The sequence below is a fragment of the Enterobacter sp. BIDMC 30 genome (genome assembly GCF_000534355.1).
Classification (GTDB): Bacteria; Pseudomonadota; Gammaproteobacteria; order Enterobacterales; family Enterobacteriaceae; genus Enterobacter; species Enterobacter ludwigii.
In genome coordinates this window covers 2,628,092-2,640,351 of sequence record NZ_KI973169.1, presented here as the reverse complement: position 1 = coordinate 2,640,351, position 12,260 = coordinate 2,628,092, and the positions used below count along the sequence as shown (strand labels likewise).

At 52.2% G+C, this 12,260-nt stretch carries 12 protein-coding genes and 1 pseudogene; 9 read left to right on the top strand and 4 right to left on the bottom strand.

Features of this window, described 5'->3' with window-relative positions:
- The first annotated feature begins 13 nt into the window (after window positions 1-13).
- The 3 genes from L466_RS09865 to L466_RS09875 all read left to right on the top strand — a co-directional run bounded on the left by L466_RS09865 (window position 14) and on the right by L466_RS09875 (window position 3,377).
- On the top strand, window positions 14-754 hold the full coding sequence (locus L466_RS09865) for a response regulator (RefSeq protein WP_025204193.1): 741 nt from the start codon (window positions 14-16) through the stop codon (window positions 752-754).
- Entirely contained in the window at window positions 751-2,049 is a 1,299-nt protein-coding gene (locus L466_RS09870) for an ATP-binding protein (protein ID WP_032678152.1), read from the top strand. The genes L466_RS09865 and L466_RS09870 overlap by 4 nt, the downstream gene beginning before the upstream one ends.
- Before the next feature lie 137 nt (window positions 2,050-2,186).
- Window positions 2,187-3,377, top strand: a complete 1,191-nt coding sequence (locus L466_RS09875) for a cytochrome c biogenesis protein/redoxin (protein ID WP_032681004.1) — start codon at window positions 2,187-2,189, stop codon at window positions 3,375-3,377.
- A 6-nt stretch (window positions 3,378-3,383) separates the two neighbouring features.
- On the opposite strand, the gene tam is transcribed toward L466_RS09875, so the two are convergent.
- Together tam and L466_RS09885 are read right to left on the bottom strand one after the other, a co-directional pair.
- Window positions 3,384-4,142, bottom strand: a complete 759-nt coding sequence (gene tam / locus L466_RS09880) for a trans-aconitate 2-methyltransferase (RefSeq protein WP_020884139.1) — start codon at window positions 4,140-4,142, stop codon at window positions 3,384-3,386.
- Window positions 4,143-4,224: 82 nt separating this feature from the next.
- Window positions 4,225-4,809, bottom strand: coding sequence for an NUDIX hydrolase (locus tag L466_RS09885; RefSeq protein WP_032681003.1), 585 nt, complete (start codon window positions 4,807-4,809; stop codon window positions 4,225-4,227).
- An 86-nt stretch (window positions 4,810-4,895) separates the two neighbouring features.
- Between L466_RS09885 and L466_RS09890 the strand changes: the two genes are divergently transcribed.
- Window positions 4,896-5,669 carry a DeoR/GlpR family DNA-binding transcription regulator gene (locus tag L466_RS09890; RefSeq protein WP_032681002.1) on the top strand — a complete coding sequence of 258 codons (774 nt, stop codon included), beginning with the start codon at window positions 4,896-4,898 and terminating at the stop codon, window positions 5,667-5,669.
- A gap of 60 nt (window positions 5,670-5,729) precedes the next feature.
- Here L466_RS09890 and L466_RS09895 read toward each other — a convergent pair whose 3' ends face one another.
- Complete coding sequence (locus L466_RS09895; protein WP_032681001.1) at window positions 5,730-6,092, bottom strand: TIR domain-containing protein; 363 nt, start codon at window positions 6,090-6,092, stop codon at window positions 5,730-5,732.
- Between the two features lie 225 nt (window positions 6,093-6,317).
- Here L466_RS09895 and L466_RS09900 point away from each other — a divergent pair, with 225 nt between their 5' ends.
- Window positions 6,318-7,937 (top strand): mechanosensitive ion channel family protein, encoded by a 1,620-nt coding sequence (locus tag L466_RS09900; RefSeq protein ID WP_032681000.1) that lies wholly within the window; start codon window positions 6,318-6,320, stop codon window positions 7,935-7,937.
- A 1,052-nt stretch (window positions 7,938-8,989) separates the two neighbouring features.
- Here L466_RS09900 and L466_RS0122540 read toward each other — a convergent pair.
- Window positions 8,990-9,304 (bottom strand): annotated as a pseudogene (locus L466_RS0122540) (LysR family transcriptional regulator); the annotation flags it as partial.
- Between the two features lie 139 nt (window positions 9,305-9,443).
- Here L466_RS0122540 and L466_RS09905 point away from each other — a divergent pair.
- The 4 genes from L466_RS09905 (at window position 9,444) to L466_RS09920 (ending at window position 12,197) form a co-directional block, all read left to right on the top strand.
- Window positions 9,444-9,746, top strand: a complete 303-nt coding sequence (locus L466_RS09905) for a hypothetical protein (RefSeq protein WP_032680999.1) — start codon at window positions 9,444-9,446, stop codon at window positions 9,744-9,746.
- Between the two features lie 94 nt (window positions 9,747-9,840).
- Window positions 9,841-10,398 carry an NAD(P)H-dependent oxidoreductase gene (locus L466_RS09910; protein WP_032680997.1) on the top strand — a complete coding sequence of 186 codons (558 nt, stop codon included), beginning with the start codon at window positions 9,841-9,843 and terminating at the stop codon, window positions 10,396-10,398.
- Between the two features lie 18 nt (window positions 10,399-10,416).
- On the top strand, window positions 10,417-11,436 hold the full coding sequence (locus L466_RS09915) for an aldo/keto reductase (protein WP_032680996.1): 1,020 nt from the start codon (window positions 10,417-10,419) through the stop codon (window positions 11,434-11,436).
- Window positions 11,437-11,465: 29 nt separating this feature from the next.
- The gene (locus L466_RS09920; RefSeq protein ID WP_032680995.1) at window positions 11,466-12,197 is read left to right on the top strand and encodes a putative quinol monooxygenase; all 732 of its coding nucleotides are present in this window, start codon (window positions 11,466-11,468) and stop codon (window positions 12,195-12,197) included.
- Window positions 12,198-12,260: the final 63 nt, after the last annotated feature.

The following is a 12,260-nucleotide window of genomic DNA, read 5'->3' as shown; positions in this document are numbered from 1 at the left end:
TCTGGAGATTTCTGTGGAGCATATTGATCATATCCTTGTCGTCGATGACGACAGGGATATTCGTGAGCTGATTGTCGATTACCTCGTTAAGTCCGGATATCGCGCCTCTGGCGCGGCAAATGGCAAAGAGATGCGAGTTGTGCTTGATAAACAGCATATCGATCTTGTGGTGCTGGATGTCATGATGCCCGGCGATGACGGATTAACGCTGTGCCGTCAGCTCCGAAGCGGTAAACATAAAGACTTGCCCATTCTGATGCTCACGGCGCGTAACGAGGAAACAGACCGGATCCTGGGGCTGGAGATGGGGGCAGACGATTATGTCGTGAAGCCTTTTGTTGCACGCGAGTTACTCGCGCGGATCAAAGCCATTTTACGTCGTTTCCGCACAATGCCCCCCAATTTACAGGTGACGGAAGCCGGGCGACTGGTCACGTTCGGAGAATGGCAACTGGACACCGTGGCCCGTCATTTAATCGACAGTGAAGGGATGGTAGTGGCGCTCAGCGGAGCGGAATATCGTCTGCTGCGCGTGTTCCTCGATCACCCTCAGCGTGTCCTGACCCGGGATCAACTGCTAAATCTGACCCAGGGGCGCGATGCCGAGCTTTTTGAACGATCGATTGATCTGCTGGTGAGCCGGGTGCGTCAGCGTCTGAATGAAGACGCCCGCACGCCGGCCTATATCAAGACCGTGCGCAGTGAAGGCTATGTCTTTACAATGCCGGTGACCATAAAAGAGGCCAATGAATGACGCTTTGGCCACGCTCGTTGCTGTCCCGGCTGTTGGTCATCGTGCTGGCTGGACTCTTACTGGCCAATACCCTCAGCCTGACGCTGGTGATGGTTGAACGTATGCACAGCGCCCGCACCGTAATGCTGGGTAATCTGGAAAACGATGTAGCCACTAGCGTGGCCATTCTTGACCGGCTTCCCGCCCAGGAGCGGGCGGCCTGGCTGCCGCGGCTGGAGCGCGGTAACTATCGCTATATTCTTGGGCCTGGAGAACCGGGCGCACCGCCTGAGGATAAGCGTTCACGCGATGCCATTCGAACGCTAAAAGAGACCCTTACGGCTGACTACCCGCTCACGTTTACCGCCGTTCCCGGTCCCATTTCCCATATTCAGGCGCATCTCACCTTACGTGATGGGGCACCGTTGACCATCGATCTGACGCCACGCATGCCACCGGTCGCCAGCTGGTTACCTGTCGTGCTGGTATTGCAGCTGCTGCTGCTTGCGGCCTGTGCCTGGATCGCCGTGCGTCAGGTGATTCGGCCTTTTTCTCAGTTTACCCGTGCGGTTGACGCGCTGGACCCGGCGGCAAACACACCAATGACGGAGAAAGGGCCGGTAGAAGTGCAAAGAGCCGCGCATGCCTTTAACGCGATGCAGGCGCGCATTCAATCCTATCTTCGCGAACGCGCGCAGATCCTGGCATCCATTTCTCACGACCTGCAGACGCCCATCACGCGCATGAAATTGCGCGTCGAGATGGCCGATCAACCCGAGTTACGCGACAAGTTATTGAACGACCTCGATAACATGACCCGCCTGGTGCGGGAGGGGATTGCCTATGCCCGGTCATCAGAATCCCTGGAAGAGACCTCGCTAAAGCTGGAGCTCCATGCCTGGGTAAACAGCATTGCCTGTGATTATCAGGACATTGGTAAAAATGTGCAGTTTCAGGCAAACGACGCCCGCCTGCCGATAGTGACTCGGCCGCAGGCACTTCGCCGGGTGATGACCAACCTCCTGGATAACGCGCTTAAGTTTGGTGGCTATGCCGTTATTGAGATTGATGATTCTTCTGCCGGACACATTGCTATCCATATTCTGGACGGCGGGCCGGGGATACCTGAGGCTGAACTCGACGCGGTATTACAGCCTTTTTATCGGGTAGAAACATCGCGTAACCGTGATACCGGCGGAACCGGCCTGGGGCTGGCGATTGCCGCGCAGCTGACCGCGCAGCTTGACGGGAAACTGCGGCTGGCAAACCTTCCTGAAGGCGGGCTGAAGGTCACGGTAACGCTGCCGCGTCGCTGATTGTACGGTTTTGTATCCGGTTGCGTGACCGATACGAGAGCAGACAAATCGTCCCGTTTTGCACACATCCCAAACACATCCGTACGATGAAATACCCTCACTGCAGCGTCGCAGGCCATCTGTAATGTGAGGTTTTTATGTTTTTGATAATCGCGTTTCTGGGCGGGATGATAAGCCTGCTCAGTCCATGTACGCTCCCGGTAATACCTCTTCTGTTTGCCGGTTTTCAGGGGCAGCGAAGACATATCCTGGCTCTGCTGGCAGGGATGATCGTGATGTTTACCGTGGTGGCGATGGTTGTCACGGTTGCCAGCGAATGGATCACGGATGCCACGATAATAGGGCGCTGGCTGGCACTCATTATTCTGGCTACAGCCGCGCTGGCCTTAATTTTCCCGTCCTTCGCCCAGCGTATAGCCGGGCCTGCGGTCAGCGCGGGCAATATCCTCAATACCCGCAGCGGACAAACGCGCGGAATGTTTTCCGCTTTCCTGGCCGGACTGGCCGTCGGTCTGCTCTGGTCTCCCTGCGCCGGACCGATCCTCGGGGCTATTTTCAGTATCAATATTGCGGGTCATTCGGCCATCACCACCGGCGCGCTGTTGGCGGCGTATGGCAGCGGATGTGCGCTTATGTTGGGCCTGCTTATGGCCGGCGGTCGGAAACTGATGACACCGCTGCGGGCCAAATCAGCGCTGATGGAAAGGTTGCGCAAGGGGGCGGGCGTGGTGATGTTAGCGGCTGTGGCGTTCAACGCCACGGGGATGAACTCGGTGCTGAAAGGTGCAAATGGGGTGGCAGACCGTCTTGAAACGACGCTGTTGACCCTGGCGAAGCCCGCCACTGCGCCAGTAAAACTGCAGCCGGTCGTAATGACCGAACCCAGCAGTCAGTTGCCTTCGTTAAGTGGCGGAACCGGATGGGTTAATGGTGACCCTGTCACGTCTGAATCATTGCGAGGTAAAGTCGTCCTGATTGATTTCTGGACCTGGGACTGCATCAACTGCCAGCATACGCTCCCGCATGTCCGCGACTGGGCCACGCGATATCAGTCCCAGGGTCTGGTGGTCATCGGCGTGCATACGCCTGAATATCCGTGGGAAAAACCGCTCTCGTCGGTGAAAAACGCGGTGAACAAATGGCAACTGCCGTATCGGGTCGTGACGGATAATAACTACCAGATCTGGAACGCCTTCGGGAACCAGTACTGGCCGGCACATTACTATTTCGATGCCAAAGGGCAGTTACGTTATACCTCTTTTGGCGAAGGTAACTATGAAGAACAGGAAAAAGTTATCCAGCAGCTGCTTAAAGAGGCCCGCTCATAACGTTGCTCAGGGCTGACGTTGAGCAATGATAAACAACCGTGGAAAAGCCAGCAGTATCTGCCCGTTTTCCTGGAGCGGATACTGCTCTTCCAGCATTTCATGGTAGCGCTTGAGAAAACGTTTCTGCTCGCTCTCATTAAGCTCCTGCAGCCACGGACGTAAACCGGTCGCGCTTACCCAGTCAATAATGGCCTGGTGTGAGCTCATTTTATGGAAATAGGTTGTCCGCCAGATATCCACATCACAACCGGCGTCTGTCAGAATGTCGTAATAGGCATGCACGCCGGGCAAGGCTTCACGACCCCGATCGGGATAGCCTTGTTCCCAGGCAACTTCACGCATCGCCACATGAGTGGGCTCAAGCCAGTTGTCAGGCATCTGAATGGCCAATACGCCATTTAACGTGAGCAGAGAGACCAGGTGCGGCAGGAGATCGTAGTGGTCGGGCACCCACTGCAACGAGGCATTGGCGTAAATCAAGCTCAGCGGCTGGCCAGGCTTAAACTGACGGATATCGGCCTCAACAAAGTGGCAATCCGGTAAGGCGCTGCGGGCTTCGTCGAGCATCGCAGGTGAGTTATCGACCCCTGTGACGTGCGCTGAAGGCCAGCGATGTTTTAACAGCGCCGTACTGTTTCCAGGCCCGCAGCCCAGATCGACGATGGATGACACGTCATCCAGGGGAATTCTGGCGAGCAATTCAGCGGCGGGGCGCGTACGTTCGGCTCCGTATCGCAGGTACAGGGAAGGGTTCCAGTCGGCCATTTTTGCATCTCCGTTGTGCATGCTTCAGCAAGAATAGCACACGCAGACACCTGCACTGCGGCAGGTGTCTGTCCTGCAGCAATTACAGAATGCCTTTCAGGGCAACATGATAAAGCAGCATGATGGTTTTCCCGTCGACAATCCTGCCCGTTTCAATGCCGCGCAGTGCCTCTTCCAGCGTCATTTCCAGTACGTCGATATCCTCACCCTCCGCTTTGAGTCCACCGCCTTCACTGGTTCTGTCTTTCGGCTGGTATTCGGCGAGATAAAAATAGAGTTTTTCAGTGACGGAGCCCGGGCTCATGTAAGCTTCAAAAATTTTCTGAACGCGGGAAACGCTATAGCCGGTCTCTTCTTCCGCTTCTGCTTTAATCCGGCTTTCCGGATCCATGTTATCGAGCAAGCCCGCAGCAGCTTCAATAAGGTCATCTTCGTGCCCGTTAATAAAGACAGGGAAACGGAACTGGCGGGTCAGGATCACCGTCTTTTTATCCCGGTTATAAAGCAGGATGGTGGCTCCGTTTCCCCGGTCGTAAACTTCGCGATTTTGCCGCTGCCATTCGCCATCGCGTCGCTGCAGATCAAAGGTATATTTTTTCAGGATGTACCAGTTATCAGACAGTGTTTCACTTTCTATGATGCGTACATCTGCACGTTTTGATTGCACGTTTGTTCCTCCTTACGTAGAGTAATTATCATAAACAGCATTGTCGTGCAGTTTCAAGATTAAACGTGCAATATCAGGAATTCCTTATGCTCACAACGCAGCGAAAACAATTGATCCTTGAAAAGCTCGAGGCTGAAGGTCAGGTCCAGTCGAAAGCGCTCAGCACGTTCTTCGCGGTGTCTGAAGACACCATTCGGCGCGATTTACGCGAGCTGGCGGCAGAAGGGCGTTTACAGCGTGTTCACGGCGGGGCGCTGCCGTCATCCTCGGCCATTGCCCCGTTTGCTGAGCGTAAATCGGTAAAGATGGATGCCAAGAAAAATGTCGCCCGTAAAGGTGCGCAGCTCATTTCTGACGGCCAGGTGGTGATCATTGACGGCGGCACGACCACGTCAGAGCTGATTACGTTTCTGCCTCCTGATTTGAAGATAACCGTGGTCACGCACAGCCCAGGCATTGCACTGGGACTTGTCGAACATCCCTCCATTGAGGTTATCCTGATCGGTGGCCGTCTGTATAAACACTCTATTGTTGCGGTCGGCGCGGCTGCTATCGAAGGCATCGAAAAAATCCATGCGGACCTGTTCTTTATGGGAGTGACCGGCATCCATCCTGATGCGGGCCTGACGACCGGTGATTTTGAAGAGGCGAGTATCAAACGTGCATTTTCCGGCAGAGCCGCCGAAACGGTTGTGCTGGCTTCCCCCGAAAAAATCAATACCGCGTCATCTTTTGTGATTGGCGATCTGTCGCTGGTGAACACGATTGTCGTTGAAGACGATACCGATAGTGCCTGGATTAACGCGGTAAAAGAAAAGGGGGTTTCCGTGGTGATGACCTCTGAACCGGAAAAGGCATAACCCACGCGAAAAGCCTTTATGATCCGGCCTGTCGGTAAGCCGACAGGCCGGCAGGCAACATCAAACCTGAGGGATATTCTCAAGCGTAGTGTAAATCTTAAGCCCCAGCGTTTGCGCCACCTCAATGTCCATATCGGCCCCTTTGGATGCGCCGGCAATCCGGTAGATAGCATCACATTTCGCAATGAGTCGGTGCGCGACGGGATACAGCATTGCTTCACTGATTTCATCACCCATCGATTTCGAGCCAGCCGCTTTTGCCAACGGTAAGGCCAGCCATTCGCCAATAACCGGAACGTGGCCACGTTGATAGACGGCTAACGCCGCATTTTCAAGACGAGCAAGGTTTTCATCAATGCGCGCCTGCACGCCATCGGTGCCGCTACGATAGGGGCCGGCGATTAAAATCAACTGTTGTGTCATATCAACCTCAGTAAGTAAAAATGCATGAGTTTGCACGTTTGTGCGCCTTTTTTTCTGGCTTCATATTAATCGCCAGTTTCGTGCAATTTCAAGCAATATTGTGCATTATGGTTTTTTTAAGACAGTTGCAGAAGAGTAGAGCTGGTCTATGCTCAAAAAGCAGAGATCAGCCATTCTCTGGGCGTATTGAAAAATAACAATAATCTTGCGTTTCAGGGGGTGGAAATGGAGAGGATCCTGCTCGTTACAGTGTCATGCTTGCTCTCAGTAATCTCTTTTCTCAGCGTAGCCGCAGAGCCGCGCCAGGAGCCGACAGATCGGGAGCGCGCCAGAACGGTTTATATTTTCCATCAGCCGATTGTTATGCTGCAGGCAAAATTCGGTCTGACCACGCCTGAAGAGCGAGTTTTGCGCATTCGTAATACGCTGCGCAATTTCTCTCAACAGGATGTTCGGGAGCCCCTGAAAATGATTCCGGTTACCCGTTACAACCAACCGGGAAGACTGATTGTGATGAACGGCAAGCCGGTGATGTTACTGGCACAAGCCGATCTCGATGAGGGTGACGACCTGACGCTTGATGAAGCTGCTCAACGTGTGCTGACTCGAATGGAGGCACAACGTACGGCACTTCGCGATCAATATGACGCCGGGTGGCTGGCATTATCGGCAGGCAAAACGGCCGCAGGGCTGCTGGCACTGTTTGTTTTCTGGTACGGTGCCTGGCGGTCATGGCGTGGAGTAAGGCGTTTTTACCGAGGCCGCATTCTTGAGAACCGCAGTATCATTCCACAACGCTGGCGCAGGTTTGTCGGCGCGATTGAGACTCGTTTGTATGCTTTGCTGATGATTATTCTGGGTATTCTCGGGCTTTATATCTGGCTAAGTTGGTCATTCAGTCTGTTTCCCTGGACGCGCGTTTGGGGGGCATCGCTGGGTGACTGGACCATGCGTGTTCTGCGGGATATCGCACTGTCCATTGTCTCGGCTATGCCGGGCATTTTGATCGTCCTGATTATTTTTCTTATCACAGCCTTCATTCTAAAACTCCTTAAAGTCTTGTTAAATCAGGTAGAAGCAGGGCGTTTACACCTTCCCGGGATCCATCCTGAAACTGTCGGCGCGACGCGGAAGTTAATTTCTGTAGTGGTGTGGTTATTTGCTCTGTCCGCGGCATACCCGTTTTTACCCGGGGCCAATTCACTGGCCTTTAAAGGTATCAGTGTGTTCTTTGGGCTAATGTTGACCCTGGGGTCTGCCGGGGTGATGAACCATGCCATGAGTGGCCTGGTACTGATTTACTCGCGAGCCTTGAGAAAAGGCGACATCATTCGGGTCGCGGATAACGAAGGGTTGGTCACCGAGATAGGTATGCTCGCGACGAAAATCATTACGCGGGAGAATTACGTTGTAACCGTACCGAATGCTGTCGTAGTCAGCGGCAAAATCACTAATCTCAGCGCGCAAAATCCAGATGGTGGCGTGAACCTGACGACAGGTGTCACTATCGGATACGACACGCCATGGCGGCAAGTTCATGCCATGCTGGAGATTGCCGCCAGACGGGCGAAATGTATCGATCAGTCACAACAGCCGCTGGTAAGACAATTGAGTTTGATGGACTGGTATATTGCTTATGAACTTCAGGTGAAGCTGCGTGCCGGGCAGTCACTGGCGGAGGCCCGCAATGAACTGCACAGCAATATTCAGGATGTTTTTAACGAGTTTAATGTACAAATCATGTCGCCAAACTTTGTGATGCAACCAGAAGGCGCGGTCGTCGTGACGGAAGATAACTGGTATGCTGCGCCGGCAGAGAAGCCAGAGAATAAACAGCGTGAGTGAAGATGACTATGCAGGTTTAGAGGATTCGGAGCAGATAAGGTGCATTAGAGGCTGTCAAACACCAGAACAAGGATGACCACAAAAAGCCAGATTCTGCCTTAATCCATGCAAGTGCGCATAATGTATATTATGTTAAATATGCTAAGTTTGAAGTTAAGTACATGAGGACCGCTCTTTCAGCAACTTACCGGCGAATCAGTCGTTTGCTAAAATTCAGTTGTGGCTTTACGATAACTTCATAACGCAACAATTATGGGGATATCGCTAAGTTCATGGCATATTCCATCTTACATTTATCCAGGAACAACCAGAGAACTCATCTCATGGTTGATACCGTAACTACCCTGCCCGTCATGTTCACCACAATTTAATGCAGACGACAAAGTCATTCAGGGTATGGAGCTTGATGCTTACATCAAGGCCGAGTAACTAGCTATGGTACATGAGGGGCTCGAAAAATCCCCCATTCAGCCTTCGACACTACATGCTCGACTTAAAGCAAAAGGAATTATGATTGAATCCGTTTTAAGGTTGGCTGTACTTTCAATGTAGAGATTTCATGGCTTTTGTCATACAATTAACATGCAACTGCGGAAGATTATGCAAAGTGGATGGCCATCTTTATACCTCACGTTTTCGAGAAGAAGCGCAATGAGCATGACGAAGCATACGTCGTGTTTGTTAAGTCAGCTGGCAACCGGGGAAATCTTATCTATGGAGTGAGAATCTCCACTGCTATCGGATCCTTCAACAATGGCTCATTCCTGTACATCACGTATTACGGGACTTTGGCGATAGTTGAGTATATGGATTGAGTTCAAAAAGGAAAATAATGGCTGCATTTACAAGCGAGACAGAGCAATTTTTACAGCGCGTTGAGGGCGACAAAGAGCGCTGGACGTCACAGTACAATCCTGGTGACACTGTTCCTGTTTCAGGAATTTACCGTTGTACCGTATGTGGCAAAGAAGTGACCAGTAATAAAGATGATCCATTCCCGCCACAAAATCACCATCAACATAGTTCTCACTATGAAACGGATACGAAGAATGATAGGCGAAACGCGAGAGCGTAATTCTTACCACGCCAGAGGGTTCCTGATTCCGATCGCGAATGCTTTCCAGCGATTTTTCCAGCGAATCCACCGCGGCGGCAGTTTGTTCCAGCAACTGTTGCCCGGTTTCGGTCAGCTCAATACGCCGGGTCGTGCGCACAAAAAGCGGATGTCCAATATGCTCTTCCAGCAACTTAAGCGCATTGCTGACGGAAGGCGGCGTGATTTCAAGTTTCCTCGCGGCTGCCGAGATATTTCCTTCACGCGCAATGCTCTGAAAGATGCGGATCTGATTATAAAGAGCGTTATTCATAGCATTTTCCTTAAGCAATTACCGCCTGATTATTAAGTACAGGCTAAAGATGCTTAAGTCAATGCTCGCCTTATCTTCTCATATAGAGGCTCTTATACTTTCTGCTCTTCTCACTGAAAACTGATTACTGGAGCGACTGATGCGAATTTTATGTCTGGATATTCCCGCCGCGGGTGCATCGCCGGAAAAATATGCACCGCACCTTACTGCTGAAGCATTGCACGCCTGGGGACTGTATAAATCCGGCGTCATCCGCGACATCTACTTTCGTCAGGACAGACCCGGCGTCGCTATTTTCCTTGAATGTGACGCTGTCGAGGAAGCGATGAACGTAATGGCCGAATTCCCTCTGGCGAAAGCAGGCTTATTAAGCTTCGAGTGCATTCCTCTTGGCTCCTTTATTAACTGGGAAAATCTCTTCTCAGAAGAATTTAAAAACTAAAAGCACGGCGTGGCTGACGTCCCGTCTTTTTAAGACGCTGCATCTGAAAACACGCCTGAGTTAAACATTCATCAATTCTGCATAACTGATTGAAATGAAAAATATCCTTATCGTTTCCGGACATCCAGAGCTTAACCATTCTATCGCCAACGCCACCATCCTTGACGAGGTGGCGACAGCCCTGCCCGACGCTGAAATTCGTCGTCTGGACTGGCTCTATCCGGACGGCAAATTCAATATCGGTGCGGAGCAGGAAAGCCTGCTCAGGGCCGATGTGATTGTCTGGCAGTTCCCTTTTTCCTGGTACGGACTCCCGGGACTCATGAAACAGTGGCTGGATGAAGTTTTTGTTCACGGTTTCGCGCATGGTTCAACGGCGAAACTGGGTGGTAAAAAGCTGGTTCTCTCCTTCACAACGGGGGCACCGCAAGCGCTTTACACCGCTGACGGTTTCTTTGGCCATACCATTGAGGAGTATCTCATTGCGTTCGAGACGACGGCAAGGCTGTGCAATCTTGAGATGCTGGCACCGGTTTATACCTGCGGTATCAGCTACGCCGACAGGGATGCCGAGAAAATCGCCCAGCAAAAAACGCTTGCCCGGGAGCACGCGTCAAGGCTTGTCGACCTGCTTAACGCTATTGGTGAATAATTCGGAAGGAGAATAACGATGCAGTATACCCGGCTCGGTAAAAGTGACTTACTTGTCTCTCGCATCTGCATGGGATGCATGGGGTTTGGCGATCCGTTGACAGGCCAGCATCGCTGGACGCTGGACGAAACGGAAAGCCGGCACATCATTCGCTACGGCCTTGAACAGGGCATCAATTTTTACGATACCGCCATCGCCTACCAGAACGGTTCGAGTGAACGGTTTGTTGGCCGGGCGTTGCGTGATATGGCGAAGCGCGATGATGTGGTGCTGGCTACAAAGTTTCTGCCGCGGACGCCCGCGCAAATTGCCGAGGGGATCAGCGGAAAACAGGCAATAGCCCGCTCGCTGGATCTGAGTCTGCAAAATCTGGGTATGGACTACATAGACCTCTACATTTACCACATCTGGGATTACAACACGCCCGTTCTCGAGGTGCTTGAAGCGCTGCATGCCGCCGTTACTGCCGGCAAGGTGCGCGCTATAGGGATCTCAAACTGCTACGCCTGGCAGCTGGCTAAGGCGAACGCGCTTGCAGAACGCGAAGGGCTGACGCCCTTTGTTTCCATGCAGAGTCACTACAACCTGATTATGCGTGAAGATGAACGTGAACTCTTCGGTTTATGCGCTGAGGATGGGATCGCGTTGACGCCCTATAGTGCGCTGGCAAGCGGCCGTCTCTCCCGTAAAGAAGGCCACACGCGGCGAGCCGTCGAGGATGACTACGCCCGCGGGAAGTATGACCGGACGGCAGAACAAGATCGGATCATTATCGAACGCGTTGCCGAGCTTGCCGAACAGTATCAGGTATCCATGACGGAAATATCTCTCGCCTGGCTACTGACCAGGGTCACCTCACCTATTGTCGGTGCCACGCAAAAACGTCATGTCGAAGGTGCAGTAAACGCCGTGAGCCTGCAGCTGAGTCCGGAGGCGATCCGCTATCTGGAAGAATGCTATCAGCCCCACTTTCTGACGGGGGTTATGGCGCAAAATACGCCGCATACCAAAGACGTTAAGCAGGTCTGGACGCGGTAGCCTGTCTCTGGTTTAGAAAAAGGATCATCATGAAAAAGAGTCTCATGTTTTTAACTTGCCTGCTAATAAGCAGCCCTGCCTTTACAAAAAGTCAGGGCATACAGGATACGCCCGTGATGAATATCGTTGAGATAAGCATCACGCCCGATCGGGACAGGCATTTTGATGAGGTTGCCAGGCAAACAATCACCGCTTCGGTTGATCATGAAGTGGGCACGCTGGCGATGTACGCGCTGAAACGCAGTGACAATGCGCGTCAGGCATATATGGTTGAGCTTTATGCAAGCGAGTTGGCCTACCGCAAACATCTGGATGCCTCTCCGTACAAAGCGTTTGTTACTCAAGCACCTGATATGATTGATCGGAAGCTGAAAATCACACTGGTGCCGCAATTTACAGGGGACAAACACATCATACCCGATGAGCGGACCATCAATAATCTGGTGGTAGTCGAGGTGAAGCCGGAATATCAGACTGAATTCAAAAACATTGTCCTTCCTGAAATGGCTCAGTCGCTCAACATAGAAAAAGGCGTGCTTGCCATGTATGCCGCGACAGACGTAGATGATCCCCACCGCTGGTATTTCTATGAGATTTACGCCAGTGAGGAAGATTATCAACTCCACAGACAGACGCCGCACTTTAGGGATTATCTAAAGCAAACGGCGCACATGAGTACCCTTAAAACGTCTATTCCTGTCAAACCACTATTTCTGCGTAATAAAGGCGGGATAACCGCAGATATCGTCCCTGGCGGCTAAAGCGTAGAAAAATGGCGTTTACGCAGGCCAGGTGTGATACATTCCGGGCGCTCTAATGACCAC

What these genes read in the sequence shown, in the direction of transcription:
- L466_RS09900 (WP_032681000.1), top strand. Translation starts at nt 6,318, where the DNA reads ATGGAGAGGATCCTGCTCGTTACAGTGTCATGCTTGCTCTCAGTAATC.
- L466_RS09895 (WP_032681001.1), bottom strand. Translation starts at nt 6,092, where the DNA reads ATGACACAACAGTTGATTTTAATCGCCGGCCCCTATCGTAGCGGCACC.
- L466_RS09920 (WP_032680995.1), top strand. Translation starts at nt 11,466, where the DNA reads ATGAAAAAGAGTCTCATGTTTTTAACTTGCCTGCTAATAAGCAGCCCT.
- L466_RS09890 (WP_032681002.1), top strand. Translation starts at nt 4,896, where the DNA reads ATGCTCACAACGCAGCGAAAACAATTGATCCTTGAAAAGCTCGAGGCT.
- L466_RS09870 (WP_032678152.1), top strand. Translation starts at nt 751, where the DNA reads ATGACGCTTTGGCCACGCTCGTTGCTGTCCCGGCTGTTGGTCATCGTG.
- L466_RS09910 (WP_032680997.1), top strand. Translation starts at nt 9,841, where the DNA reads ATGAAAAATATCCTTATCGTTTCCGGACATCCAGAGCTTAACCATTCT.
- L466_RS09915 (WP_032680996.1), top strand. Translation starts at nt 10,417, where the DNA reads ATGCAGTATACCCGGCTCGGTAAAAGTGACTTACTTGTCTCTCGCATC.
- L466_RS09875 (WP_032681004.1), top strand. Translation starts at nt 2,187, where the DNA reads ATGTTTTTGATAATCGCGTTTCTGGGCGGGATGATAAGCCTGCTCAGT.
- L466_RS09905 (WP_032680999.1), top strand. Translation starts at nt 9,444, where the DNA reads ATGCGAATTTTATGTCTGGATATTCCCGCCGCGGGTGCATCGCCGGAA.
- tam (WP_020884139.1), bottom strand. Translation starts at nt 4,142, where the DNA reads ATGGCCGACTGGAACCCTTCCCTGTACCTGCGATACGGAGCCGAACGT.